General features: G+C 72.9%; 21 protein-coding genes. 17 read left to right on the plus strand and 4 right to left on the minus strand.

The window, feature by feature from the left end:
* Nucleotides 1–82: 82 nt before the first annotated feature.
* The 9 genes from ACIQWR_RS04035 (at nt 83) to ACIQWR_RS04075 (ending at nt 11,950) form a co-directional block, all read left to right on the plus strand.
* Nucleotides 83–1,528 (plus strand): aldehyde dehydrogenase family protein, encoded by a 1,446-nt coding sequence (locus ACIQWR_RS04035; RefSeq protein WP_399265805.1) that lies wholly within the window; start codon nt 83–85, stop codon nt 1,526–1,528.
* Nucleotides 1,529–1,697: 169 nt separating this feature from the next.
* Nucleotides 1,698–3,632 carry an acyl-CoA dehydrogenase family protein gene (locus ACIQWR_RS04040; protein ID WP_404004955.1) on the plus strand — a complete coding sequence of 645 codons (1,935 nt, stop codon included), beginning with the start codon at nt 1,698–1,700 and terminating at the stop codon, nt 3,630–3,632.
* Nucleotides 3,633–3,702: 70 nt separating this feature from the next.
* Nucleotides 3,703–4,470 carry a hypothetical protein gene (locus tag ACIQWR_RS04045; RefSeq protein ID WP_404004956.1) on the plus strand — a complete coding sequence of 256 codons (768 nt, stop codon included), beginning with the start codon at nt 3,703–3,705 and terminating at the stop codon, nt 4,468–4,470.
* A gap of 45 nt (nt 4,471–4,515) precedes the next feature.
* Entirely contained in the window at nt 4,516–5,766 is a 1,251-nt protein-coding gene (gene dxr / locus ACIQWR_RS04050; RefSeq protein ID WP_404004957.1) for a 1-deoxy-D-xylulose-5-phosphate reductoisomerase, read from the plus strand.
* Nucleotides 5,763–7,064, plus strand: a complete 1,302-nt coding sequence (locus ACIQWR_RS04055) for a M50 family metallopeptidase (RefSeq protein ID WP_404004958.1) — start codon at nt 5,763–5,765, stop codon at nt 7,062–7,064. The genes dxr and ACIQWR_RS04055 overlap by 4 nt, the downstream gene beginning before the upstream one ends.
* Before the next feature lie 211 nt (nt 7,065–7,275).
* A complete protein-coding gene (gene ispG, locus ACIQWR_RS04060; RefSeq protein ID WP_404004960.1) occupies nt 7,276–8,433 on the plus strand; it encodes a flavodoxin-dependent (E)-4-hydroxy-3-methylbut-2-enyl-diphosphate synthase in 1,158 nt (385 codons plus the stop codon).
* A gap of 192 nt (nt 8,434–8,625) precedes the next feature.
* Nucleotides 8,626–9,471: a GNAT family N-acetyltransferase gene (locus ACIQWR_RS04065; protein WP_404004961.1), complete on the plus strand. Its 846-nt coding sequence runs from the start codon at nt 8,626–8,628 to the stop codon at nt 9,469–9,471.
* 161 nt (nt 9,472–9,632) lie between these two features.
* Nucleotides 9,633–10,202 (plus strand): GNAT family N-acetyltransferase, encoded by a 570-nt coding sequence (locus tag ACIQWR_RS04070; protein ID WP_404004963.1) that lies wholly within the window; start codon nt 9,633–9,635, stop codon nt 10,200–10,202.
* Between the two features lie 53 nt (nt 10,203–10,255).
* Nucleotides 10,256–11,950 carry a proline--tRNA ligase gene (locus tag ACIQWR_RS04075; protein WP_399265819.1) on the plus strand — a complete coding sequence of 565 codons (1,695 nt, stop codon included), beginning with the start codon at nt 10,256–10,258 and terminating at the stop codon, nt 11,948–11,950.
* Between the two features lie 177 nt (nt 11,951–12,127).
* Here ACIQWR_RS04075 and ACIQWR_RS04080 read toward each other — a convergent pair whose 3' ends face one another.
* From ACIQWR_RS04080 to ACIQWR_RS04095, 4 genes are all read right to left on the minus strand, one after another.
* A complete protein-coding gene (locus tag ACIQWR_RS04080) occupies nt 12,128–13,006 on the minus strand; it encodes a slipin family protein (protein WP_404004964.1) in 879 nt (292 codons plus the stop codon).
* Nucleotides 13,007–13,214: 208 nt separating this feature from the next.
* Complete coding sequence (locus ACIQWR_RS04085; protein ID WP_404004966.1) at nt 13,215–14,120, minus strand: aminoglycoside phosphotransferase family protein; 906 nt, start codon at nt 14,118–14,120, stop codon at nt 13,215–13,217.
* 16 nt (nt 14,121–14,136) lie between these two features.
* Entirely contained in the window at nt 14,137–14,613 is a 477-nt protein-coding gene (locus ACIQWR_RS04090) for a ferritin-like domain-containing protein (protein WP_404004968.1), read from the minus strand.
* Nucleotides 14,614–14,621: 8 nt separating this feature from the next.
* On the minus strand, nt 14,622–15,227 hold the full coding sequence (locus tag ACIQWR_RS04095; RefSeq protein WP_404004969.1) for a hypothetical protein: 606 nt from the start codon (nt 15,225–15,227) through the stop codon (nt 14,622–14,624).
* 156 nt (nt 15,228–15,383) lie between these two features.
* On the opposite strand from ACIQWR_RS04095, the gene rimP reads away from it, so the two are divergent.
* From rimP to ACIQWR_RS04135, 8 genes are all read left to right on the plus strand, one after another.
* Nucleotides 15,384–15,896, plus strand: a complete 513-nt coding sequence (gene rimP, locus ACIQWR_RS04100) for a ribosome maturation factor RimP (RefSeq protein ID WP_399265829.1) — start codon at nt 15,384–15,386, stop codon at nt 15,894–15,896.
* Between the two features lie 2 nt (nt 15,897–15,898).
* Nucleotides 15,899–16,933, plus strand: coding sequence for a transcription termination factor NusA (gene nusA / locus ACIQWR_RS04105; protein ID WP_399265831.1), 1,035 nt, complete (start codon nt 15,899–15,901; stop codon nt 16,931–16,933).
* A gap of 135 nt (nt 16,934–17,068) precedes the next feature.
* Nucleotides 17,069–17,341, plus strand: a complete 273-nt coding sequence (locus ACIQWR_RS04110; RefSeq protein ID WP_354383781.1) for a YlxR family protein — start codon at nt 17,069–17,071, stop codon at nt 17,339–17,341.
* 166 nt (nt 17,342–17,507) lie between these two features.
* On the plus strand, nt 17,508–20,675 hold the full coding sequence (infB, locus tag ACIQWR_RS04115) for a translation initiation factor IF-2 (RefSeq protein ID WP_404004971.1): 3,168 nt from the start codon (nt 17,508–17,510) through the stop codon (nt 20,673–20,675).
* Between the two features lie 170 nt (nt 20,676–20,845).
* Nucleotides 20,846–21,139 carry a DUF503 domain-containing protein gene (locus ACIQWR_RS04120; protein WP_354383783.1) on the plus strand — a complete coding sequence of 98 codons (294 nt, stop codon included), beginning with the start codon at nt 20,846–20,848 and terminating at the stop codon, nt 21,137–21,139.
* A gap of 27 nt (nt 21,140–21,166) precedes the next feature.
* A complete protein-coding gene (rbfA, locus tag ACIQWR_RS04125; RefSeq protein WP_399265836.1) occupies nt 21,167–21,613 on the plus strand; it encodes a 30S ribosome-binding factor RbfA in 447 nt (148 codons plus the stop codon).
* Nucleotides 21,610–22,518, plus strand: a complete 909-nt coding sequence (truB, locus tag ACIQWR_RS04130; RefSeq protein ID WP_404004973.1) for a tRNA pseudouridine(55) synthase TruB — start codon at nt 21,610–21,612, stop codon at nt 22,516–22,518. The genes rbfA and truB overlap by 4 nt, the downstream gene beginning before the upstream one ends.
* 263 nt (nt 22,519–22,781) lie before the next feature.
* Complete coding sequence (locus tag ACIQWR_RS04135) at nt 22,782–26,546, plus strand: trypsin-like peptidase domain-containing protein (protein WP_404004975.1); 3,765 nt, start codon at nt 22,782–22,784, stop codon at nt 26,544–26,546.
* Nucleotides 26,547–26,567: the final 21 nt, after the last annotated feature.

Raw genomic sequence — 26,567 nt, forward strand, 5'->3', positions numbered from 1 at the left:
GGACAAGCGCCGAATCCGCGGCGGAGTCCTACGGTGGGAGGGACAAGGACTCCGCACACACTCCGAAGGGCCGGGATTCGCCATGACTTCCACCCACGCCTTCTGGCTCGCCGGTCGCCAGGCCACCGGCGAGGACAGCTTCGACGTCACGTCCCCCTGGGACGGCCGCGTCGTGGGCACCGTCAGCGTGCCCACCGACGCGCAGGTCGAGGAGGCCGTGGCGGCCGCCCACGCCGTGACCGCGGAGTTCTCGGCGACCCCCGCCCACGTACGGGCCGCCGCCCTGGACCACGTGTCCAAGCGGCTCGCCGAGCGCACCGAGGAGATCGCCCAGCTGATCTCCGCCGAGAACGGCAAGCCCATCAAGTGGGCCCGCGGCGAGGTCGGCCGCGCCGTCTCCGTGTTCCGCTTCGCCGCCGAGGAGGCCCGCCGCTTCAACGGCGGTGACGCCCAGCGCCTGGACACCGACGCCGGCGGCGTCGGCCGCCTCGCCCTGACCCGCCGCTTCGTCAAGGGCCCGGTCCTCGGCATCGCGCCGTTCAACTTCCCGCTGAACCTGTGCGCCCACAAGGTGGCCCCGGCCATCGCCGTCGGCGCGCCGATCATCCTGAAGCCGGCCCCGGCCACCCCGCTCTCCGGCCTGATCCTGGGCGAGCTGCTCGCCGAGACCGACCTCCCGGCCGGTTCCTGGTCCGTGCTCCCCGTGGCCAACGACAAGATGCCGGCCCTGGTCAAGGACGAGCGGCTGCCCGTCATCTCCTTCACGGGTTCCGACACCGTCGGCTACGCCATCCAGCAGTCGGTGCCCCACAAGCACTGCACCCTGGAGCTGGGCGGCAACGCCGCGGCCGTCGTCCTGGACGACTGGTCCTCCGAGGCCGACCTCGACTGGGCCGCGACCCGCATCGCGACCTTCTCGAACTACCAGGCCGGCCAGTCCTGCATCTCGGTGCAGCGCGTGATCGCCGACGCCACCGTCTACGACCGCCTGGTCGAGAAGGTCGTCGCGAAGGTCCAGGCCCAGGTCACCGGCGACCCGTCCGACGCGGGCACCGACGTCGGCCCGCTGGTCTCCGAGGACGCCGCCAAGCGCGTCGAGTCCTGGGTGGACGAGGCCGTGGCCGCGGGTGCCAAGCTGCTGACCGGTGGCAAGCGCGAGGGCGCCTCGTACGAGCCCACCGTGATCGCCGAGCTGCCCGCGGGCGTCAAGCTGGCCTGCGAAGAGGTCTTCGGACCGGTCCTGACCCTGCGGAAGGTCGAGGGCGTCGACGAGGCCTTCGCCGCCGTCAACGACTCGAAGTTCGGCCTGCAGACCGGCGTCTTCACGCGGAACATCCAGACCGCCTTCCGCGCCCACCGCGAGCTGGAGGTCGGCGGCGTGATCGTGGGCGACGCCCCCTCCTACCGCGCCGACCAGATGCCGTACGGCGGGGTCAAGCAGTCCGGCGTGGGCCGCGAGGGCGTCCGCTACGCCATGGACGACTACACCTACGAGCGCGTCCTGGTCCTCACGGGCCTCGACATCTGAGCCGACTCGTACGGCGATGAGCCGACGGCCCGAACCCACTGTGCGGGGGTTCGGGCCGTCCCTCTTTTGCCCGGCCCCTTTTCCCCCGCGCCCGAAGCGGGTACGACTCACTGGTAGCACCGACCGGTAATCACCTGATCATCCGATTCGGCGGCGAGGTGAGCTGCGCATGTCCGCAACACAGCCCAAGGTGACCGAGCGCGAGGCCCGGCAGGTCGCGGAGGCGGCCCGGGAGCAGGACTGGCGCAAGCCCAGCTTCGCCAAGGAACTCTTCCTGGGACGGTTCCGGCTCGACCTGATCCATCCGCACCCGCTCCCCGCCGACGAGGACGTCCGGCGCGGCGAGGCCTTCCTGGAGCGGCTGCGCGCCTTCTGCGAGACCGAGATCGACAGCGCCCGCATCGAGCGCGAGGCGAAGATCCCCGACGAGACCGTGCGCGGGCTCAAGGAGCTCGGCGCCCTCGGGATGAAGATCGACACCAAGTACGGGGGCCTCGGCCTCACCCAGGTCTACTACAACAAGGCACTGGCCCTGGTCGGCTCCGTCAGCCCGGCCATCGGCGCCCTGCTCTCCGCACACCAGTCGATCGGCGTGCCGCAGCCGCTCAAGCTCTTCGGCACCCAGGAACAGCGCGACCTCTTCCTGCCGCGCTGCGCCCGCACCGACATCAGCGCCTTCCTGCTCACCGAACCGGACGTCGGATCCGACCCGGCCCGGCTCGCCACCACGGCCGTGCCCGACGGCGACGACGCCTACGTCCTGGACGGCGTGAAGCTCTGGACCACCAACGGCGTGGTCGCCGACCTGCTCGTCGTCATGGCCCGGGTGCCGAAGTCCGACGGGCACAAGGGCGGCATCACCGCCTTCGTCGTCGAAGCGGACTCGCCGGGCGTCACCGTCGAGCACCGCAACGCCTTCATGGGCCTGCGCGGGCTGGAGAACGGCGTCACCCGGCTGCACAAGGTGCGGGTCCCGGCCGCCCACCGGATCGGCCCCGAGGGCGCCGGTCTCAAGATCGCCCTGACCACCCTCAACACCGGCCGGCTGTCGCTGCCCGCGATGTGCGTCGGCGCGGGCAAGTGGTGCCTGAAGATCGCCCGCGAATGGTCCGGGGTGCGCGAGCAGTGGGGCCGCCCGGTCGCCCGGCACGAGGCCGTAGGCGCCAAGATCTCCTTCATCGCGGCCACCACCTTCGCGCTGGAGGCGATGGTCGACCTCGCCTCCCAGATGGCCGACGAGGACCGCAACGACATCCGCATCGAAGCCGCGCTGGCCAAGCTGTACGGCAGCGAGATGGCCTGTCTGATGGCCGACGAACTGGTCCAGATCCGCGGCGGCCGCGGCTTCGAGACCGCGGAGTCCCTCGCCGCGCGCGGCGAACGCGCCGTCCCCGCCGAACAGATGCTCCGCGACCTGCGCATCAACCGGATCTTCGAGGGATCCACCGAGATCATGCACCTCCTGATCGCCCGCGAGGCCGTCGACGCCCACCTCTCGGTCGCGGGCGACCTGATCGACCCCGACAAGGCGCTCGGCGACAAGGCCAGGGCCGGCGCCCGGGCCGCCGGCTTCTACGCCCGCTGGCTGCCCAAACTGGCGACCGGCGCCGGCCAGGTCCCCGGCACCTACCGGGCCTTCCACCCGAGCGGTCACCCCGACCTCGCCACCCACCTGCGGTACGTCGAGCGCGGCGCCCGCAAACTCGCCCGCTCGACCTTCTACGCCATGTCCCGCTGGCAGGGCCGGATGGAGACCAAACAGGGCTTCCTCGGCCGGATCGTGGACATCGGGGCCGAGCTCTTCGCGATGAGCGCGGCCTGCGTGCGCGCCGAGCACCTGCGCGCCACCGGCGACCACGGTCGCGAGGCCTACCAACTGGCCGACGCCTTCTGCCGGCAGTCCCGGCTGCGGGTCGAGGAGCTCTTCGGCCGGCTCTGGGACAACACCGACGACCTCGACCGCACCGTGGTCGAAGGCGTCCTCGGCGGCGTCTACACCTGGTTGGAGGAGGGCGTCCTGGACCCCTCCGGCGACGGCCCGTGGATCGCCGACGCCACCCCCGGCCCCTCCGCGCACAAGAACGTGCACCGACCCATCCGCTGACCCGTCGGACGCCTGTCGGACAATCGTCCCCTCGACATGATCCGAAGGGGACGGGGACACGATGTACAGGGTGGGCAACACGACGGTCCGGCGCGCGACGGGGGCCGCCCTCGGGGCGCTGCTCCTGGTCGGAGCCACCGCCTGCGGCGGCTCCGACCGGGCGGACAAGGAGACGGGCGTGCCCGCGCCCCGCACCGGGGCCCCCAGCGCGCAGGGCGCGCCGACCCCGGTGCCCCCCGCGGCCCCGGGACCCGGCGCGGACCGGCTGAAGGCCCTCGCCCTCGCCGCCGGCGAGACGACCGGCCCCTACCAGGCGGGCGAACCGGTCCTGGACGAGCCGATCAACGAGTCCTACGAGGTCACCCCCGCGGTCTGCGCGCCGCTGACCAGCCTCGGCAAGGCGGGCCACACCGCCCAGGCGTACGCGCACACGAGCGTGCCCGGTGAGCTGACGGGCGTCGGCACCGACATCCTGCTGCGCTCGTACAAGGACGGGACCGCCGCCGACGCGGCCCTGAAGTCCCTGGCCGCCGCGGGCAAGAGCTGCGCGGGCGGCTACACCGAGGACCGGATGCTGGCCGAGGGCAAGGTCCTCAAGGTGGAGGCGGTCCAGGCGCCGAAGCTCGGGGACGAGGCGCTGGCGTACCGGATCGTGGTCCAGGACGTGAAGGAGAAGAACCTCTCGCTGTACAAGTACCTGACGGTGATCCGCTCCGGCGCGGTCACGCTCTCGTTCCGCTCCGACATTCTCGACATCAAGGACTTCGGCGCCGTACCGCCGGAGGTCGTCACGGCGCAGTGGGAGAAGTTCGCCAAGGGATCGGGCGCCTCCTCCTAGGGAGACGGTGTCCGAGCGGGTCGGCGATGGGGCAACAATAGGGGGATGAGCGACAGCCCATCCCCCCTCGCCGACCCGCACCTCCTCTTCGACGCCGCGGTCGGCCGCCGGGACATCGTCGTCCTCGGGTCGACCGGATCCATCGGCACCCAGGCCATCGACCTCGTCCTGCGCAACCCGGACCGGTTCCGGGTGACCGCGCTGTCCGCCGCGGGCGGCCGCGTCGGGCTGCTCGCGGAGCAGGCGCGGCTGCTGCGGGTGAAGACGGTGGCGGTCTCCCGCGAGGACGTCGTGCCGGCCCTGAAGGAGGCGCTGGGCGACCAGTACGGCGCCGAGCCGATGCCCGAGATCCTGGCCGGCCCGGACGCCGCGGCCGAACTCGCCGCGTCCGACTGCCACACCGTCCTCAACGGCATCACCGGTTCCATCGGCCTCGCGCCCACCCTCGCCGCGCTCCGCGCCGGCCGCACCCTCGCGCTGGCCAACAAGGAGTCGCTGATCGTCGGCGGCCCGCTGGTCAAGGAGCTGGCGAAGCCCGGTCAGATCATCCCGGTGGACTCCGAGCACGCGGCGCTCTTCCAGGCCCTCGCGGCCGGCACCCGCGCCGACGTGCGCAAGCTGGTCGTCACCGCCTCCGGCGGCCCCTTCCGCGGCCGCACCCGCGCCGAGCTCGCCGACGTCCGGGTCGAGGACGCCCTCGCGCACCCCACCTGGGCCATGGGCCCCGTCATCACGGTGAACTCCGCGACCCTGGTCAACAAGGGGCTGGAGGTCATCGAGGCGCACCTGCTCTACGACATCCCCTTCGACCGCATCGAGGTCGTGGTCCACCCGCAGTCCTACGTGCACTCGATGGTCGAGTTCACCGACGGTTCCACCCTCGCCCAGGCCACCCCGCCCGACATGCGCGGCCCCATCGCGATCGGCCTCGGCTGGCCCCAGCGGGTCCCCGACGCGGCCCCCGCCTTCGACTGGACCAAGGCGTCCACCTGGGAGTTCTTCCCGCTCGACACCGAGGCCTTCCCGTCCGTGGGCCTGGCCCGGCACGTCGGCACCCTCGGCGGCACCGCCCCCGCCGTCTTCAATGCGGCGAACGAGGAGTGCGTGGAGGCCTTCCTGGCCGGTCGGCTGCCGTTCACAGCAATCATGGATACCGTCGCAGCCGTGGTCGACGAGCACGGAACCCCGAGCTCGGGAACTTCTCTGACCGTCCAGGACGTCCTGGAAGCGGAAGCCTGGGCACGGGCCCGGGCCCGGGAGACGGCGGCACAGGCCGCAGTGGAGGCGCGCGCATGACGATTGTGATGACCGTGATCGGCATGCTCATCTTCGTGATCGGGCTGCTGATCTCGATCGCCTGGCACGAGCTGGGCCACCTGTCGACGGCCAAGATGTTCGGCATCCGCGTGCCCCAGTACATGGTCGGCTTCGGCCGGACCATCTGGTCGCGGAAGAAGGGCGACACGGAGTACGGCCTCAAGGCCATCCCGATGGGCGGCTACATCCGCATGATCGGGATGTTCCCGCCCGGCGAGGACGGGAAGGTCACCGCCCGCTCGACCTCGCCCTTCCGGTCGATGATCGAGGACGCGCGCTCGGCGGCGTACGAGGAGCTCGAACCCGGCGACGAGAAGCGGCTCTTCTACACGCGCAAGCCCTGGAAGCGCGTCATCGTGATGTTCGCGGGCCCCTTCATGAACCTGGTGCTCGCCCTCGCGGTCTTCTTCGGCGTCTGGATGACCTTCGGCGTCACCCAGCAGACGACCAAGGTCTCCTCCGTCTCGGACTGCGTCCTGAAGCAGAGCGACAAGCGCACCACCTGCCAGCCCGGTGACCCGGTGGCACCGGCCAAGGCCGCCGGGCTCCGGGCCGGCGACCGGATCGTCGGCTTCGACGGGCGGAAGGTCGACGACTGGTCCGTGCTCCAGGACCGGATCCGCGCCACCGTCGGGCCGGCCACCATCACCGTGCTGCGCGACGGCAAGGAACTGACCCTCAACGCCAAGCTGATCGAGAACACCGTCGGCAAGACCGACGGCCAGGGCGGCTACGTCAAGGGACAGTTCGTCACGGCCGGCTTCCTCGGCTTCGGCCCCGCGCGGGAGACCGAGACGCTCGGCTTCGGCCAGTCCGTGACCCACATGGGCGACGTCGTGGACCAGAGCGTCACCGGCCTGCTCAAGCTCCCGTCCAAGATCCCCCCGCTGTGGAACGCGGCCTTCGGCAACGGCGAGCGCGAGCCGGACTCCCCGATCGGCATCGTCGGCGCGGCCCGCATCGGCGGCGAGATCGCCAACCTCGACATCCCGGTCACCGATCAGCTCGTGATGTACCTGAACCTCGTCGGGATGTTCAACCTGGCGCTGTTCCTCTTCAACATGCTGCCGCTGCTCCCGCTCGACGGCGGGCACATCGCCGGCGCCCTGTGGGAGTCGCTCCGGCGCAACGTGGCGCGGGTCTTCCGGCGCCCCGACCCGGGTCCCTTCGACGTCGCCAAGCTGATGCCCGCCGCCTACCTGGTGGCCGGGGTCTTCGTCTGCTTCACGCTGCTGGTGATGGTGGCGGACGTGGTGAACCCGATCAAGATCAGCTGATCCTCGTTCGGGATCAGCCGATTGTCGTACCGCACTCCAGGGGGAGTCGGCCACAAATCGTGTCCGACTCCCTACGTTCGGGTGGTACGCCCCCTCGGATGCGCGGGGGGCGCGCTGATTGGCGTAATCTCGAACGCTGGAGCCCGTCGGTCCCGGGACCTCGATCCACCTCGATCCACACCTTGATCCACACCTTGGGGTTGCTCAGCAGATGACTGCCATCTCTCTCGGAATGCCGTCCGTGCCGACCAAGCTTGCCGACCGCCGGGTCAGCCGCAAGATCCAGGTCGGCTCGGTCGCCGTCGGCGGCGACGCACCCGTCTCGGTGCAGTCCATGACCACGACCCGGACCTCCGACATCGGCGCCACGCTGCAGCAGATCGCCGAGCTGACGGCTTCGGGCTGCCAGATCGTGCGGGTGGCCTGCCCGACCCAGGACGACGCCGACGCGCTCGCGACCATCGCGAAGAAGTCGCAGATCCCGGTGATCGCCGACATCCACTTCCAGCCCAAGTACGTCTTCGCGGCGATCGACGCGGGCTGCGCCGCGGTCCGCGTGAACCCGGGCAACATCAAGCAGTTCGACGACAAGGTCAAGGAGATCGCGCGCGCCGCCAAGGACGCGGGCACCCCGATCCGGATCGGCGTCAACGCGGGCTCCCTCGACGCGCGGCTGCTGAAGAAGTACGGCAAGGCCACCCCCGAGGCGCTGGTCGAGTCCGCGCTGTGGGAGGCCTCCCTCTTCGAGGAGCACGGCTTCGGCGACATCAAGATCTCGGTCAAGCACAACGACCCGGTCATCATGGTCAACGCCTACCGCCAGCTCGCCGCCGCCTGCGACTACCCGCTGCACCTCGGCGTCACCGAGGCCGGCCCCGCCTTCCAGGGCACCATCAAGTCCGCGGTCGCCTTCGGCGCCCTGCTCTCCGAGGGCATCGGCGACACCATCCGCGTCTCCCTCTCGGCCCCGCCCGTCGAGGAGATCAAGGTCGGCCTCCAGATCCTGGAGTCGCTGAACCTCAAGCAGCGCCGCCTGGAGATCGTCTCCTGCCCCTCCTGCGGCCGCGCCCAGGTCGACGTCTACAAGCTCGCCGAAGAGGTCAGCGCGGGTCTGGACGGCATGGAGGTGCCGCTGCGCGTCGCCGTCATGGGCTGCGTCGTCAACGGCCCCGGCGAGGCCCGTGAGGCCGACCTCGGCGTCGCCTCCGGCAACGGCAAGGGCCAGATCTTCGTCAAGGGCGAGATCATCAAGACCGTGCCCGAGTCGAAGATCGTCGAGACCCTCATCGAAGAGGCGCTGAAGATCGCCGAGCAGATGGAGAAGGACGGCGTGGCCTCCGGCGAGCCGCAGATCTCCGTCGCGGGCTGAGTACCACCGCGAGCCGGCCGTCGCCGCGCCCCGCGCGGCCGCTCGCCGCACCCCCGCTCGTCCCGGCCCAGGCCCCGTTCCCGCAGCTCGCGGGCGGGGCCCGGGCCTTTTCGCGCCGCTGCGGGCGGCATCCCACAGGTCCTGCGGGTACAGTGCGGAGATCAGCGGACGTGCACGGTGAGGCCCCCTACAGTGTTGACGCAGACCACCACCCGGGTCCTGGAACCCAGTGATCTCGACGCCGCGCTCGCGGTGCTCGGCCGCGAGCCCGTCGCGAACGCCTTCGTCACGTCCCGGGTCCAGGTCGCGGGTCTCGACCCCTGGCGGCTCGGCGGCGAGATGTGGGGCTGGTACACCGACGGCGAGCTGCGCTCCCTGTGCTACGCGGGGGCGAACCTGGTTCCGGCCTGCGCCACCCCCGACGCCGTACGGGCCTTCGCCGACCGCGCCCGGCGCACCGGCCGCCGCTGCTCCTCCATCGTGGGCCCCGTCGAGGCCGCCGGTCTGTTGTGGCGGCTGTTGGAGCCGCACTGGGGCCCCGCCCGGGACGTCCGCTCCCACCAGCCCCTGATGACCATCGAGCGGCCTTCCGCCGAGATCGCCGCGGACCCGCTGGTCCGCCGGGTCCGCAAGGAGGAGATGGACGTGATCATGCCCGCGTGCGTGGCCATGTTCACCGAGGAGGTCGGCGTCTCCCCGCTCGCCGGGGACGGCGGCCTGCTCTACCAGGCCCGGGTGGCCGAGTTGGTCGCGGCGGGCCGCTCCTTCGCCCGGATCGAGGGCGGCAAGGTCGTCTTCAAGGCGGAGATCGGCGCGGCCACCGCGCGCGCCTGCCAGATCCAGGGCGTCTGGGTCGACCCCGACCACCGAGGCCTCGGCCACTCCGAGACGGGGATGGCCGCCGTGGTCGAGTACGCCCTGCGGGACGTCGCCCCCGTCGTCAGCCTCTACGTGAACGACTTCAACACCGCCGCACGGGCCTCGTACCGGCGCGTGGGCTTCCGCGAGGTCGGCGCGTTCATGAGCGTCCTGTTCTGATCCGGGCCGGCGCCGGCTCCGGACGCGCCCCGGCGCCGCGGCGTCGTATGCCGGGGGTCGCTGCCGCCGTCCCGTGCCCCCGCCCGGTGTCGCCGTCCCTTGCCGTCGAGCTGTGCCGAAGGCGTATCCGGGCGCGGGCGGCGCGAAGTAAGGTCGGCCGCATGCTGCCTACCTCCGGGGGCGACCCCCGCCACCCCGCCGGCGTCACCCTCGGTCCGCTCGACCTCGCCGCCCGGGTGGACGAGGCCCTGCGGGTCCAGGCCGTCGCCTTCGGCCTGAGCGAGGAGGAGGTCGCCATCCGGCGCTACATCGTGCAGCGCCACATGACCTCCCCCGGAGCCCGCGCGCTCGGTGCCTACGAGGACGGCGGCGCCCTGGTCGGCTTCGTCTACGGGATGCCCAACGACCGCGCGCACTGGTGGTCCACGGTCGTCGAGCCGCACCTGCTCGCGGGCGGCCACGACGGGTGGCTCGACGGCTCCTTCGTCATCACCGAACTCCACGTCCACCCCGCCTTCCAGGGCCGGGGGGTCGGCCGCGCCCTGATCACCCGGATCACCGACACCGCCGCCGAGCCGCGCTCGATCCTCTCCGCGATCGACGCCGACAGCCCGGCCCGCGCGCTCTACCGGAACCTGGGCTACACCGACCTCGCCCGCCGGGTGCGCTTCCCGAGCGCCCGGCTGCCGTACGCGGTGATGGGCGCCCCCCTGCCGCTGCGGCGCCCCTGACCGGCTCCGTAATGGATTTTCCGGGGCGCCGGAGCCCCCGGTAGCCTCGCGGCATGTCAACGCAACACGTGCAGCGCATGTCCCGACTGATGGCCAAGACCCTCCGCGAGGACCCCGCCGACGCGGAGACCCTCAGCCACAAGCTCCTCGTCCGCGCGGGCTACGTGCGCCGCAGCTCGGCCGGGGTGTGGAGCTGGCTGCCCCTGGGCAAGCGGGTCCTGGAGAACGTCTCGCGCATCGTCCGCGAGGAGATGGACGCGATCGGCGCCCAGGAGGTGCTGCTGCCCGCACTGTTGCCGCGCGAGCCGTACGAGGTCAGCGGGCGCTGGTCGGAGTACGGCGACCTGCTCTTCCGGCTCAAGGACCGCAAGGGCGCCGACTACCTGCTCGGCCCCACCCACGAGGAGATCTTCACCCTCGTGGTGAAGGACCAGTGCACGTCCTACAAGGACCTGCCGGTGATGCTCTATCAGATCCAGACCAAGTACCGCGACGAGGCCCGGCCCCGCTCGGGCGTGCTGCGCGGCCGCGAGTTCCAGATGAAGGACTCCTACTCCTTCGACGTCAGCGACGAGGGCCTCGCCGAGTCCTACGCGCTCCACCGCGCCGCCTACCAGCGGATCTTCACCCGGCTCGGGCTGGACCACCGCATCGTCTCGGCCGTCTCGGGCGCGATGGGCGGCTCCGCCTCCGAGGAGTTCCTGGCCCCCGCCGGTGCCGGCGAGGACACCTTCGTCGACTGCCCCTCCTGCGACTACGCGGCCAACACCGAGGCCGTCACCTTCGCCCTGGCGCCGGTCGCCGGGGAACACGGCCCGGTCGAGGACATCGCGACCCCCGACACCCCCACCATCGAATCGCTGGCCGCGCACCTGGGCGTACCGGCCTCGGCCACGCTGAAGAACCTGCTGGTCAAGGTCGACGGCGAGATCGTGGCCGTCGGCGTGCCGGGTGACCGCGAGGTGGACCTGGGCAAGCTCGGCGAGCACCTGGCCCCGGCCGTGGTCGAGTTGGTGACGGCCGAGGACTTCACCGGTCGTCCCGACCTGGTCCGCGGCTACGTCGGCCCGCAGGGCCTGGAGAAGGTCCGCTACCTGGCCGACCCCCGCGTCGCGCCCGGCACTTCGTGGGTCACCGGCGCCAACCGCGTCGACACCCACGCCCGCAACGTGGTCTGCGGGCGGGACTTCGAGGTCGACCAGTACCTCGACGTGGTCGTCGTCGAACCCGGCGACCCCTGCCCCTCCTGCGGTGCGGGCCTCCGGCTGGACCGTGCCATCGAGATCGGGCACATCTTCCAGCTCGGCCGCAAGTACGCGGACGCCTTCGGGCTCGACGTCCTCGGCAAGGAGGGCAAGCCGGTCCGGGTCACCATGGGTTCCTACGGCATCGGGGTCTCGCGCGCGGTCGCGGCCCTGGCGGAACAGAGCGCCGACGACCGCGGCCTGTGCTGGCCCGCGGAGGTCGCCCCCGCCGACGTCCACGTGGTGGCGGCGGGCAAGGCGGTGCCGCTCGCGCTGGCGGAGCGGGCGGCCGAGGCCCTCGGCGGGGCCGGGCGGCGGGTCCTGCTGGACGACCGGCCGGGGCTCTCGCCCGGGGTGAAGCTGACGGACGCCGAACTGATGGGCGTGCCGTGGATCCTGGTCGCGGGGCGCCGGTCCGCCGAAGAGGTCGTCGAGCTCCAGAACCGGGCCACCGGTGTCCGCGAGGAACTCACCCTGGACGAGGCCCTGTCCCGCCTGATCTGACGCCCGTGTCCGCCCCTGGCTCCGTCGGTGCCGTGTGCCTCCGGCGGCGCCTCAATCGCCGGCGGGGCTGTTTCGGACCCGGCCCCGTCGGAGCCCATCCAGCCCCGCCGGAGGCCTCCCCGTTGCCGGCGGGTGTCCGGCGACCGGTGCTGGTGTCGTTTCGCCTCCGGCGCCGCCTCAATCGCCGGCGGGGCTGATCCGGGGCGCGGCCTCGTTCCCGCTGGGAGGCGTTCCAGCCGAGGTGGCGCCGGAGGCAGGGGGCGGGGGCGCCGCCGGGGTCGCGCGTTCCAGGAAGCGCAGCAGTTCCACCGGGAACGGCAGGACCAGCGTGGAGTTCTTCTCCGCGGCCACCGCCACCACCGTCTGGAGCAGCCTCAGCTGGAGCGCCGCCGGCTGTTCCGACATGACCTCTGCCGCCTCGGCCAGCTTCTTCGACGCCTGGAGCTCCGCGTCCGCGTTGATCACCCGGGCCCGCCGCTCGCGGTCCGCCTCCGCCTGCCGGGCCATCGACCGCTTCATCGTCTCCGGCAGCGACACGTCCTTGATCTCGACCCGGTCGATCTGCACGCCCCACCCGATCGCCGGACTGTCGATCATCAGCTCCAGGCCCTGGTTCAGCTGCTCCCGGTTCGACAGCAGGTCGTCGAGGTCCGACTTGCCGATGATGGACCGCAGCGAGGTCTGCGCCATCTGCGAGACCGCGAAGCGGTAGTCCTCCACCTCGATGATCGCGCTCGCCGCGTCGACCACCTTGAAGTAGACGACCGCGTCCACCCGGACCGTGACGTTGTCCCGCGTGATGCCCTCCTGGGCCGGGATCGGCATCGTCACGATCTGCATGTTGACCTTCCGCAGCCGGTCCATCCCCGGGACGACCAGCGTGAAACCGGGCCCCCGGATCCCCTCCCGCAGCCGACCGAAGCGGAAGACCACACCGCGCTCGTACTGCTTGACCACCCGGGAGGCGGCGCCGAAGAGGACCGCGACACCGGTTCCCGCGGCGATCGACGCCGTCAGCAGCTCTGCGACCATGACGGCCTCCTGCCGGACTGACACACCTACCTACGGTATGCCCGCCGGCGCGCCCGACAACCGGCTGCTAGTGCCGCGTCAGGCAACGTTCGCCCGTTGAGGAGCGGCGTCCGGTGCGTGTTCTCGCCGTGCCGGACGGAAGCGCTCGTACTGGATGTACTTGGGCTTTCGGCCGGTGCGGCGAGAGTGCGTGCCGGGCGTCGCGACGGGGCGAACGTTGCCTGACGCGGCACTAGAGCCAGCCCGCGAACTCCAGCAGCAGCTCGCCGTCCCGGTGGCGCCCCGCCGCCAGGGCCCGGACCCCGGACTCCACCGCCCGGAAGAGGGTCCAGCCGCGCAGCCGGTCCCGGTCGACCTCCAGCGAGTCCGCCAGCCGGTTCACCCGGCGCCGCGCGCCCGCCGCCCCCGCCGAGGTGGCGACCTGGTCCTCCAACCGGTCCCGGCACAGCCGGGCGAGGTCGTACTCCCGGTCGCCGACCAGCGGCTCCGGGCCGACCGTCAGCCACGGCGCCCGCTCGCCCGCCAGCACCTTGCCCTGGCGGAAGTTGCCGTGCAGCAGCACCGGTTCGCCCGCCGCCGCGGTCAGTTCCTCGCGCGCCGCGAGCGCCGCCGCGACCAGCGGGGCCGCCTGCGCGGGCGCCGTGGCGAACGCCGCGCACTGGTGCCCCGTACGCTCCGCCACCGTCTCGAAGGGGTGGTCCGCCGCCGGCGCCACCCACAGCCGCCGGATCGTCCCGGCCGCCTCCAGCAGCGCCTTCGCCTCCGGCAACGAGCGCAGCGAGACCTCCGGCTGGAGCCGCTCCAGGAGCAGCGCGCCGTCCTCGTCCGCCCCGTCCGGCGCGGGGAGGACCCGTACGGCGCCGAAACCGGCCCAGTGCTCCAGCGCGGCACGCTCCCGGTCGGGCCGGGCCTGCGGCGGCGCGATCTTCAGCGCGGCCGGTGTGCCGTCGGCGTACCGGACCAGGATGACCAGACTGCTGCGCCCGCCCGGTGCCTGCACCCGCTGGGCCTGCACCCCACGCCGGTCCAGAGCCTTCCCGGCCAGCTCGGGCAACCGCCCCAGCCATTCCGTGGTCCGCGACGATCCCGGCGTCTCGCCGAGCGCCCGTACAAGCCGCTCCGGCGGTTCGAAAGCCATGCGTGCGTGGTCCCTTTCAGCTGGTGCGGGCTGGTTCCGCGCGTTCCGCGAGCCCAGGGAAGGCTACGCCGCCGCCGCGCCAGCGCGCCGCGCGGACCGCCGCGGCGCTCAGCGCGTCGGCCGCCTCGCGGCGCAGCGGGCCGTCGGCCGCGCGCACCAGATCGGAGTACGCGCCCGCCACCCGCTCCTCGATGTCGGCCGCGAGCCGCTCCGCGTCGCCCGGGGTGCGCACGGGGAACGGCAGCGTGTACGCCGCCTCCGCGGGCTGCGGGGCTCCGCCCAGGTCACGCACGGTGCGGGCGAGCGAATCCCGGCGGGCCACATGGCCCCCGTAGGCGTCCCGGGCCTCGTTCGCGCGCTCCGGAGCGACCCGGGCGCCGATCACCCCGTAGCCGTAGGTCGCCGCGTGCTCGGCGGCCAACGCGGCCTGCGCGGCGGTCAGGGAGCGCCCGCCGCCGCGGGTGGGTTCGGGAGCGCCCGACGCTCGTGTCACGGGCCTCGTCACGCCTTGCCTCCGGGGTTCGAGCTGAGCAGGTGGGTGTGCACGGCGCCGCAGGCGGCCACCGACGCGAGCAGTCGGGCCAGCTCGCCGGACGCCCCGGCCAGGGCGATCGTGCGGGCCTCGGCCAGGTCCCGCTCGGCGGTCGCGAGCGCGGTGATGGCCTCCGCGGGCTGCGCGGGCACCGGTTCGGCGCTCTTGCCCGGGGCCTTCCCGGGGGGGTTCCCGGCCGCGCCGGTTCCCGGACCCGGCGCGGTCGGGGCGGCCGCGGAGGGGGACCGGGAGGTCGACGGGGACGGCTTGCCCCGGCCGTCGTCGGGGGCCAGCGCCCCGACGTGCGCGGCCACCGCGGCGCGCAGCGGCGCCAGGCGCGCGGCCAACGGCGGATGCGCGGCGATGGTGGCGTCGTAACGTTCCAGCAGTGCCTTGCTGTCCCGCACGGCGCCCTCCCGCACCGGCCGTTCGGGTGGAGCCTCGGCCCCCTCGGTGGCGCCGGCGCCCCCCGAACAGCCGGTGAGCAGCGCGGCCGTGGCCGCGCCTGCGGCTCCGGCCAGCAGGCTCCTTCGCGAAGGCATGGTCCAGGGCACGGCGACGTCCTCGGTGGTCACGGCGGGCAGGGGCGGGGGACAGGCAAAGATCACGGTACCCGGGGCCCCGTCCACTGGGCGGACGGCAACACCCCCCGCGACCGGATACCCTGTGGACCTGACACGCGACACACGCGACGGAACCACAACAGCACACGCGGCCGAGGAGTCACCCGGATGAGCACCACCCAGAGCGACAGGCTGCGCGCATTGCTGGAGCCGCTCGTCGCCGCCCAGGACCTGGACCTCGAAGACGTCGAGATGTCCAAGGCGGGCAAGCGCCGCATGCTGCGCATCATCGTGGATTCCGACGAGGGCGTGGAACTGGACACCTGTGCCGAGCTGAGCCGGGTGGTCTCCGAGGCACTGGACGCGAGCGACGTCATGGGCGAGGACGAGTACGTCCTCGAAGTGAGTTCGCCCGGCGCCGACCGCCCGCTGACCGAGCACCGCCACTACGTGCGCGCCATCGGTCGCCTCGCCAAGTTCCAGCTGGCCGGCGAGGACGACAAGGGAGCCGGCGACCTCGTCGCCCGCATCCTCGACGTCGACGACGAGGGCATGGACCTCGAAGTGCCGGGCGTGAAGGGCCGCAAGGCGACCGCCCGCCGCGTCGCGTTCGCCGACATCGCCAAGGCGCGTGTCGAAATCGAGTTCAACCGCAAGGACAAGAAGGAAGAGGAGGCGTAGTCGTGGACATCGACATGAGTGCCCTGCGGGGTCTGGTCCGGGAGAAGGAGATCTCCTTCGACCTGCTGGTCGAGGCGATCGAGTCCGCTCTCCTCATCGCCTACCACCGCACCGACGGGAGCTTCCGCCGCGCACGCGTCGAGCTGGACCGCACCAACGGTCACGTGGTCGTGTGGGCGAAGGAGGACCCGCGGGATCTGGAGGAGGGCCAGGAGCCCAAGGAGTTCGACGACACACCGTCGGACTTCGGCCGGATCGCCGCCACCACCGCCAAGCAGGTGATCCTGCAGCGTCTGCGCGACGCGCAGGACGACCAGACCTTCGGCGAGTTCCTCGGCCGTGAGGGCGACGTCATCACCGGCGTCGTCCAGCAGGGCAAGGACCCCAAGAACGTCCTGGTCGACATCGGCAAGCTGGAAGCCATCCTGCCGGTGCAGGAGCAGGTGCCGGGCGAGGAGTACACCCACGGCCTGCGTCTTCGCACGTACGTCGTCCGGGTGGCCAAGGGTGTCCGCGGTCCGTCCGTGACCCTCTCGCGCACCCACCCCAACCTGGTGAAGAAGCTGTTCGCCCTGGAGGTCCCGGAGATCGCCGACGGCAGCGTCGAGATCTGCGCGATCGCCCGTGAGGCCGGTCACCGCACCAAGATCGCTGTCCGGTCCACCCGCTCGGGCCTGAACCCGAAGGGCGCCTGCATCGGCCCGATGGGCAGCCGCGTGCGCAACGTGATGGCCGAGCTGCACGGCGAGAAGATCGACATCGTCGACTGGTCGGACGACCCGGCGGAGATGGTCGCGAACGCGCTGTCACCCGCCCGGGTGAGCGAGGTCGAGGTCGTGGACTGGGACACCCGTTCCGCCCGGGTGATCGTGCCCGACTACCAGCTGTCGCTGGCCATCGGCAAGGAGGGCCAGAACGCCCGCCTCGCCGCGCGGCTCACCGGCTGGCGCATCGACATCCGTCCCGACACGGAGCAGGCCTCCGAAGAGGGTGCCGGAAACGACCGCGACCAGCGGTCGGACCGTCCGGTCCGCTAGTCCACCAGGACAGCGACCGGGAATAAACCGCTACCGGCCGGAGGTTCCCGGCCGGTAGACAGGTGATTACACGACGACGTCCGTTCGATTTTTCGCCCGTACGGGTGAGGTCGGTGCGGGGAGGTAGACTTAAGCGTGTCTGGCCGGACGCATGCCGGCGCATGCCCTGAACGCACCTGTGTGGGGTGCCGGGAGCGAGCGGCCAAGAACGACCTGTTGCGCATCGTGGTGGCAGGGGACGCATGCGTCCCCGATCCTCGCGGTACGCTGCCCGGCCGGGGTGCATATGTGCACCCCGCTGTGGTCTGCCTCGACCAGGCGGTACGCCGACGAGCGTTCTCCAGGGCCTTCAAGTCCTCGGGACCGTTCGACACGGCGGAGCTGCGCAAGGCCGTAGAAGGGCCGTAGAGGCACAGCGCAAGAACAAAGCAGTACGGCACGGATGCCTCCGTGCGGTCAGGTACCTCGCGAGTTGGAAGTAGGTCGAGATTGCGATGAGCACTCGATGAGTACGCGATGAGTACGCCCATGAAGTAGCGACGGTCCGGCGTAACCCGGACCTAAAAGGAGCGAAGTGGCTAAGGTCCGGGTATACGAACTCGCCAAGGAGTTCGGAGTGGAGAGCAAGGTCGTCATGGCCAAGCTCCAAGAACTCGGTGAGTTCGTGCGTTCGGCGTCCTCGACTATCGAGGCGCCGGTCGTACGCAAGTTGACTGACGCACTGCAGGGCCCCGGCGGCAACGCCGGCAAGGCCGCTGCGAAGCCCGGCGCGCCCCGCAAGGCCGCGCCTGCCAAGCCCGGGGCTCCCACCCCGGGTCCCGTTGCACGTCCCGCGGCTCCCAAGCCCGGCGCCCCGGCCCCCAAGCCGGTCGTCGCCGAGGCTCCGGCCGCAGCCGCGCCCAGCGCCCCCGCCCCGGTGACTCCGGCCGCTTCCGGCCCGCGTCCCGGTCCGAAGGCACCGGCCGCCCCGAAGCCCGCCGCCCAGGCGCCGGCTCCGGTCGCGACCGAGTTCACCGCGCCGCCGTCGGCCCCCGCTGCCCCGCAGCGCGCCGAGCGCGCCGAGCGTCCCGCCGGTGCGACCCCCGGCCCGCGTCCCGCGCAGCAGCGTCCGGCCGCCGCCCCGGGTCAGTCCGGTGCCCGTCCCGGCGCCCCGCGTCCGGCCGGTCAGGGTGGCCAGGAGCGTCCGGCCCAGGGCCAGCGCCCCGCCGCCGGCGGTCAGGGTGCTGCCCGTCCGGGTGGTGCCCGTCCCGCGGGTCCCCGTCCCGGCAACAACCCCTTCACCTCCGGTGGCTCCACCGGCATGGCGCGCCCGCAGGCTCCCCGCCCGCAGGGTGCTCCGCGTCCCGGTGCCCCCGGCGCCGGTGGTCAGGGTGCTCCCCGTCCGCAGGGTGGTCCCGGCGGCGCTCCGCGTCCGCAGGGTGGTCCCGGCGGCGCTCGTCCGACCCCGGGCGGCATGCCCCGCCCGCAGGGCGGCGCTCCGCGTCCGGGTGGTGCCCCCAGTGGTAACCGTCCGAACCCCGGCATGATGCCGCAGCGTCCCGCTGCCGGTCCCCGTCCCGGTGGCGGCCCCGGCGGCGCCGGTCGCGGTCCCGGTGCAGGCGGTCGCGGTCCCGGCACCGGTGGTGCCGGTCGTCCCGCCGGTGGCGGCGGCTTCGCCGGCCGTCCGGCCGGTCCCGGCTCGCGTCCCGGTGGCGGCGGCGGCTTCGGCGGCCCCCGTCCCGGTGGTGGCGGCGGCTTCGGCGGCGGTCCCGGTGCGGGTGGCGGTGGCCGTCCCGGCTTCGCCGGTCGTCCCGGCGGCCCCGGTGGCCGTGGCGGCACGCAGGGTGCCTTCGGCCGTCCCGGCGGGCCCGCCCGTCGTGGTCGCAAGTCGAAGCGTCAGAGGCGCCAGGAGTACGAGGCCATGCAGGCCCCGTCGGTCGGCGGCGTCATGCTGCCGCGTGGTCACGGCGAGACCGTTCGCCTGTCGCGCGGTGCGTCCCTCACCGACTTCGCGGAGAAGATCAACGCCAACCCGGCGTCGCTCGTCGCCGTGATGATGAACCTCGGCGAGATGGTCACCGCGACGCAGTCCGTCTCCGACGAGACGCTCGAAATGCTGGCCGGCGAGATGAACTACGTCGTCCAGATCGTCAGCCCGGAGGAAGAAGACCGCGAGCTGCTCGAGGGCTTCGACATCGAGTTCGGCGAGGACGAGGGCGGCGAGGAATACCTCATGCCGCGTCCGCCGGTCGTGACCGTCATGGGTCACGTCGACCACGGTAAGACCCGACTGCTCGACGCCATCCGCAAGACGAACGTCGTTGCGGGCGAGGCCGGCGGCATCACGCAGGGCATCGGCGCCTACCAGGTGGGCACCGAGGTCAACGGTGAAGAGCGCAAGATCACCTTCATCGACACCCCCGGTCACGAGGCGTTCACCGCCATGCGTGCCCGTGGTGCCAAGTCGACCGACATCGCGATCCTCGTGGTCGCGGCCAACGACGGCGTCATGCCGCAGACGATCGAGGCGCTCAACCACGCCAAGGCCGCCGGCGTCCCGATCGTCGTCGCGGTCAACAAGATCGACGTCGAGGGTGCCGACCCGGTCAAGGTGCGCGGTCAGCTCACCGAGTTCGGTCTGGTCGCCGAGGAGTACGGCGGCGACACGATGTTCGTCGACATCTCCGCCAAGCAGGGTCTGCACATCGACTCCCTGCTGGAGGCCGTCGTCCTCACCGCCGACGCCTCGCTCGACCTGCGCGCCAACCCGGAGCAGGACGCTCAGGGTATTGCGATCGAGTCCCACCTCGACCGTGGCCGCGGTGCCGTCGCCACCGTCCTCGTCCAGCGCGGTACCCTCCGCGTCGGCGACACGATGGTCGTGGGCGACGCCTACGGCCGCGTGCGCGCCATGCTCGACGACAAGGGCAACAACATCGAGGAAGCGGGTCCCGCGACCCCCGTCCTGGTCCTGGGTCTCACCAACGTCCCCGGCGCCGGCGACAACTTCCTCGTCGTCGACGAGGACCGCACCGCCCGTCAGATCGCCGAGAAGCGTGCTGCGCGTGAGCGCAACGCCAACTTCGCCAAGCGCGTCCGCCGGGTGTCCCTGGAAGACCTCGACTCGGTCCTCAAGGCCGGTCTCGTCCAGGAGCTCAACCTCATCATCAAGGGCGACTCGTCCGGTGCGGTCGAGGCCCTCGAGTCCTCGCTGCTCCAGCTCGACGTCGGCGAAGAGGTCGACATCCGCGTCCTGCACCGTGGTGTGGGTGCGGTCACCGAGTCGGACATCTCGCTGGCGATGGGCTCCGACGCCATCGTCATCGGTTACAACGTCCGTGCGGTCGGTCGCGCCGCGCAGATGGCGGACCGCGAGGGCGTCGACGTCCGCTACTACTCGGTGATCTACCAGGCCATCGAGGAGATCGAGGCGGCCCTGAAGGGTCTCCTCAAGCCGGAGTACGAAGAGGTCGAGCTCGGTACTGCGGAGGTCCGCGAGGTCTTCCGCTCGTCCAAGCTGGGCAACATCGCGGGTGTTCTCATCCGCTCCGGCGAGGTCAAGCGCAACACCAAGGCGCGGCTCCTGCGCGATGGCAAGGTCATCGCCGAGAGCCTCACCATCTCCGGTCTGCGCCGCTTCAAGGACGACGTCACCGAGATCCGTGAAGGCTTCGAGGGCGGTATCAACCTCGGTAGCTACAACGACATCAAGATCGACGACGTCATCGCGACGTACGAGATGCGCGAGAAGCCGCGCGCGTAAGCACGCGGCGGTTCGCACCCTCTCGGTGAGCACCGTGTCGTAACCCCGGGGCCGGTCGGCGGAATATCCGTCGATCGGCCCCGGGCGTTGCGTGTACGGTTCTGGTGTCCCTGCCGGGCGATGGTCCGGCAGGTCACCGAACCCGAACCGGCGGGACATCCGGCAACCGCATGTACGTGGGGACTCTGTCCTTCGATTTGCTCCTCGGCGATGTTCATTCGCTGAAGGAGAAACGCTCCGTCGTCCGGCCCATCGTCGCCGAGCTCCAGCGCAAGTTCTCTGTGAGCGCGGCCGAGGTGGGCGATCAGGACCTGCACCGCAGGGCCGAGATAGGGGTCGCTCTGGTGACCGGGGACACGAGCTTTTTGTCGGACGTACTGGACCGCTGTGAGCGGCTGGTCGCGGCACGTCCGGAAGTGGAGCTGCTGTCGGTACGACGGCGGATCCACGGTGATGACGACTGACTGCAAGGAAAAGAAGGAGACGGACCAGTGGCCGACAACGCGCGCGCGAAGAAGCTGGCAGACCTCATCCGGGAGGTGGTCGCCCAGAAGCTCCAGCGTGGAGTCAAGGACCCGCGTCTCGGTACGCACGTGACGATCACGGACACCCGGGTCACCGGTGACCTGCGGGAGGCCACGGTCTTCTACACGGTGTACGGCGACGACGAGGACCGCGCCAGCGCGGCAGCCGGGCTGGAGAGCGCCAAGGGCGTCCTGCGCTCGGCGGTCGGCCAGGCGGCCGGCACCAAGTTCACCCCCACGCTGACCTTCGTGGCGGACGCCCTCCCGGAGAACGCCAAGACCATCGAGGACCTCCTCGACAAGGTCCGCGCCTCCGACGCCCAGGTGCGCGAGGCGTCCTCGGGCGCCACGTTCGCGGGCGAGGCCGACCCGTACAAGAAGCCGGACGAGGACGAGGACGCAGCTGCGGAATGAGCACTGACCGCACCCCGCCGCCGGACGGCCTTGTCATCGTCGACAAGCCGTCCGGCTTCACTTCGCACGACGTGGTCGCCAAGATGCGCGGGATCGCCAGGACCCGCCGCGTCGGCCACGCCGGCACGCTCGACCCGATGGCCACGGGCGTCCTCGTCCTCGGCGTGGAGAAGGCCACCAAGCTGCTCGGCCACCTCGCGCTGACCGAGAAGGAGTACCTCGGTACGATCCGCCTCGGCCAGAACACCCTGACCGACGACGCCGAGGGCGACCTCATCTCCTCCACGGACGCCTCCGGGGTGACCCGCGAGGCCGTGGACGAGGGCATCGCCAAGCTCTCCGGCGAGATCATGCAGGTCCCGTCGAAGGTCAGCGCCATCAAGATCAACGGCGTACGGTCCTACAAGCGCGCCCGTGACGGCGAGGACTTCGAGATCCCGGCCCGCCCGGTCACCATCTCCTCGTTCCAGGTCTACGACATGCGCGAGGCCGAGGCCGAGGACGGCACCAAGGTCGTCGACCTCGTCGTCTCCGTCGTCTGCTCCAGCGGTACGTACATCCGCGCCCTCGCGCGCGACCTGGGCGCCGACCTCGGCGTCGGCGGCCACCTCACGGCGCTCCGGCGCACCCGGGTGGGCCCGTACAAGCTGGACAAGGCGCGCACCCTGGAGCAGCACCAGGAGGAACTCACCGTCATGCCGATCGCCGAGGCGGCGGCCGCGGCGTTCCCGCGCTGGGACCTCGACGCCCGGCGCGCCGCACTGCTCGGCAACGGAGTGCGGCTGGAGATGCCGGAGGAGTACCCGGTGGGCAGGACCGTCGCGGTCTACGGGCCGCAGGGCACGCTCCTCGGGCTGGTGGAGAACAAGGGCGGCAAGGCGAAGTCCCTGGCGGTCTTCGTCTGACACGCCGGCCGCCGGGTCGTGCCCGGCGGCGCTCGACGCCTTTCGACGTGGAGCGGTGAGCGCTCGAAGACCGCTGCTCACCGCTCCACGACCCCCCTCGGGTAGGTCTCTATCCACCCGGACCCCCTTATTCACCCGTCCGAGCAGGCGCTCGGAGTGAATGGAGGGAGCGAAGGGGGGCGCTTTCGCGACGCGTGCTTTTCGCGCTGATCTTCACCGACCTACCGTCGTGAGTACGGGCGTGGCGGGGAGCGGGTGCGGCGATGGCGTTCACGGGCGGTACGGGCGGTACGGCTGGTTCGGGCGGTGAAGATGCCGAGGGCGCCGAGGGCGCCGCATTCGGCGCGGCCGATCCGGAGCGCGAGGTGGGACTGGTCGGGATCTTCGACCCGGCCGGGCACCCGCGGGGGAGCGGCTTCGTCGCCGATGACCGCGGGACGGTACTGACCGCCCACGAAGCGGTGGAGGGTCTCGACCGGGTCCTGCTGCGCGGGGCCGGGGAACGCGGCCGGCTCGCCGCGGCGGACCAGGTGACCCTGCTGCCGGGGACCGCGCTGGCGCTCGTACGGACCGACGGCCTGGGGGTGCGGCCGCTGCCGGTGGCCGCGCGGGAGGCGGTCGAGCCGGGGGCGTACGTCCGGCTGGCCGCGCGGGGCTGGCGGCAGGCAAGGGTGCTCGGGGGCGCGCAGGTCACCTACCGGGCGGTCGCGGACCGGGTGGGGGACGGCGGGCCGTGGCCCGTCGCCGCGGCGGTGGAACTGGCCATCGGCACCGACGGCCGGGACGCCCTCAGGCTGGGCGGGGAGGTCTGCGGAGGTCCCGTGCTGGACGCCGAGACCGGCTCGGTGCTCGCGGTGGTGAGCACCGCACTCCAAGCGGACCAGCGCTGCGGAACCTTCGTGGTCCCCCTGCACGCGGCGGCCGCTGCCGACCCGCGCGGCCCCCTCGCCGAACTCCTGGCCCGCAACGCCGCGACCGTCCCCGGCTACGGGAACGACCTGAACCTCGCCGGGGCCCTCCAGCTGACCGGGATGACGATGGGACCCGCGGCCCCCGCACCCGCCGTGGAGGCAGTGGAACGGGCGGGCACCGTCCGGGAGTTCGAGGCCTTCCTCGGCTCCGGGCGGCCGGTACTGGGCCTGGTCGGCGAGCCGGGCGCGGGCCGCACCACGGAGCTGGCCGCCCTGGCCGCCCGCCGGGCCCGCGGCTGCGCACCGGCCCCCACGGTGTGGCTGCGCGGCGCGGACCTGCTGGCCACCGACGGCTCCGTGGGCGAAGCGGTGGGGAGGGCGCTGTCGGAAGCGGCCCGCATCGTGGCCGCACCCCGGATCCCGACCGTCGATCCGGAGCTCGGGGAACGGGTGGCGGCGCTGGCCGTGCGCGCCCGGCGGCCGCTGCTGGTCCTGCTGGACGCGCCGGAGGAGATGCCGCCGCACCTGGCCCACCGGCTGGCGGACTGGACCGCCGGCACGGCGGCCTGGCTGACCCGGACCGGCGCGCGGCTGATCGTGGCGGGGCGGCCGGAACACTGGGAGCGGGCCGGCGCGCTCTATCCGCCCGAGGCCCTGCACACCCCCGGCCGCCCGGCCCGCCGCCTCCCGCCGGCGCTGCGCCTCGGCGACCTGACCCCGGACGAGGCCGCGCTGGCCCGGTCCCGCTACGGCGTCCCGGACGACGGGGTCGACCCGCTGGCCGCCCGCCACCCGCTGGCGCTGCGGCTGCTGTCGGACGTCCGCGCGGCCGGCGTCACCTCGGGCCGACCGTCCCGCAACGAGATCTTCGCGGCCCACCTGGACCTGATGTGCCTGCGCGTCGCGGTCCGCGTATCGGCCTCCCCGCTGACCACGGACCCGGCGCCGGAGGCCGCCGGGTCGTCCGGCCCGGGATCCGGTGGCGCCGCGCTGTCGTCGGACCCGGGGGAGCGCGGCGGTCCGGACGGCGTCGCCGACACGCCGGGACCGGAGCCGGAGGCGGAGCCCTCCGCGTCCGGGGGCGCGGAGTACGACGCCCCCGGCTGGTGGCTGCCGCCCGCCCCGGAGGCGCCCCGCGAAGGCGGCGGCACGGACCCCGGCACGGACCCTGGCCCGGAGCGGGAGCCGGAGCCCGGGGCCGGGCGCGGGCCCGGGGGAGGGGCCGGGGTGCACGGGCCCGGGGTCCGGCGGTTGGCGGCCCGCGTCGGCGGACGCGTGCACGAGGCGGCGCGGCGGTGCCTGGGTCCCGGGCAGGGGCAGTTGGACCGGGCCTCCTTCGAGGAGCTCTTCCCCTGGCGCACCGGCTGGGCCTCGGCCGTGCTCGCCGAAGGGCTGCTCGTGCCCGCCGGCCCCGGCGGCTACCGGCTCGCCCACGAGGAGCTGTCCGATTGGCTCCAGGCCGCCCACCTCGACGTGCCGACCGCCCTCGACACGCTCGTCCACCACCCCGACGTCGCCTTGGGCCTCCCCGTCCCGCGCCACCGGATCGGACCGGTGCTGGAGGCCCTCCTGCTCCTGCCCGACCCGGCCCTGACCGGGGTCCTCACCCGGCTCGTCGAGGTCCTGAACCTGCTGGCCGAGCGCGGGGACGAGGGGATCGCCGGGACCGACGGGGACCGCGGCTGGTGGGCGGGGCGGCTCGTGCGCGGGGCCCTGCTGCGCCGCTACGACGTCCTGCCCCAACTCCCCGTCCTGCACGCCCTCGCGGAGCACGTCTCGCGCGCCGGTCCCGGGGAGTTCGGCGGCTGGTTCTGGAACCGGCTGCGGTTGCCCGAAGCCGACCGCCTCGACCTGCTGCGCCGCCTGCTCCCGGCGGACCCGTCACCGGACCCGGCGCCGGGTCCGCCGGGCGCGGGCGCGGACCGCTTCCTCGACGCCGCGGCCCGCCGCCTCGCCCGCGACGCCCGCTCCGTCCAGCCGCTGCTCTGCGCCTGGTTCGGCGACGAGCGCCGCCTGCACGGCCGTCCCGGGGCCACCGTCGCCACCGCCGCCCAGGCCCTGCTGCACACGCACCGCCGCTTCGCGGTGGACGACCTCGCCGAGGCGCTGGTCACCGCGGCGCACCCCCGCGCCGACGAGCTGCTCTCCGTACTCGCCGAGGAGGAACCCTCCGCCGTCAGCCGCGCCGTGGACCGGTGGGCCCACGACGAGCGCCCCGGACGCCGGGTCGCGGCCGCCACGTACGCACTGGCGGCCGCCCCGCACGTGCGCACCCCCGCGGACCGGGAGCTGCTCCGCTTCGCCGCCCAGGCGATCCTCGCCCGCCCGGCCGACGCCTCGCTGCACGGCACCGCCCTCGCGATCCTGCTGCGCGACCCGCAGGAGCGGGCCCGCCACCTGCCGGACGCGCTCGTCTGCTTCCGCGCGCGCAGCTCCCGGCTGCCCGCCGCCGAGCTGGTGGCCGCGCTGCCCGTCCTCCCCGACCAGGACGCCGTCTTCGACGCGCTCGCCGACCGGGCCGACGGCGAGGTGCTGCGGGCGCTCGCCGTGCTGACCACGCCCGCGCTGGCCCGTCGGGCCGCCGAGCTGGTCCGTGCCCACCTCGCCCGGCGCCCCGAGGACGCCCCGCACGCGGCCGCCTTCGTGCACCACCGCCTGGCGCAGGGCCCCTGCGCCGGCCCGGTGCTGCGCCCCTTGGTGCTGCACCTGCTGGACGGGCCCGTCGGCGTGCGGACCGCGCTCGCCGAGGTGCTCGCGGCGCCGGGCGGGGAGGACGCGTACGCGCTGCGGGACGAACTGGTCGACGTACTCCTCGACACGGAGGCCGACGTGCGGGTACTGGACGCCCTGCTCGGCGCCGTGGCGCTCGGCGCGGCCGCGCGCCCCGCCGATCGGAGCCGGGAACTGCTGCGGCGCACCGGGCGCGGGCTGCTGCGCGCACCGGGCGGTGCGGCCGTCTTCGACCGGCGCGCGGTCGAGCTGGCGCGAGCCGTCCCCGCCTTCGGGGCGCTGGCGGCCCGCTGGTTGGCCGAGGCCCCCGCGGAGGCGGCCTCGCTGCTCGGGCCCAGCGCGCGGCGGATGATCGAGACGCTGCGCCCGGACTCAAGGGTGCCTTGACGTGCCCCTGACCTGAGGCAG

It is taken from the genome of Streptomyces sp. NPDC098789 (assembly GCF_044759975.1).
In the GTDB taxonomy this organism is placed as follows: Bacteria; Actinomycetota; Actinomycetes; order Streptomycetales; family Streptomycetaceae; genus Streptomyces.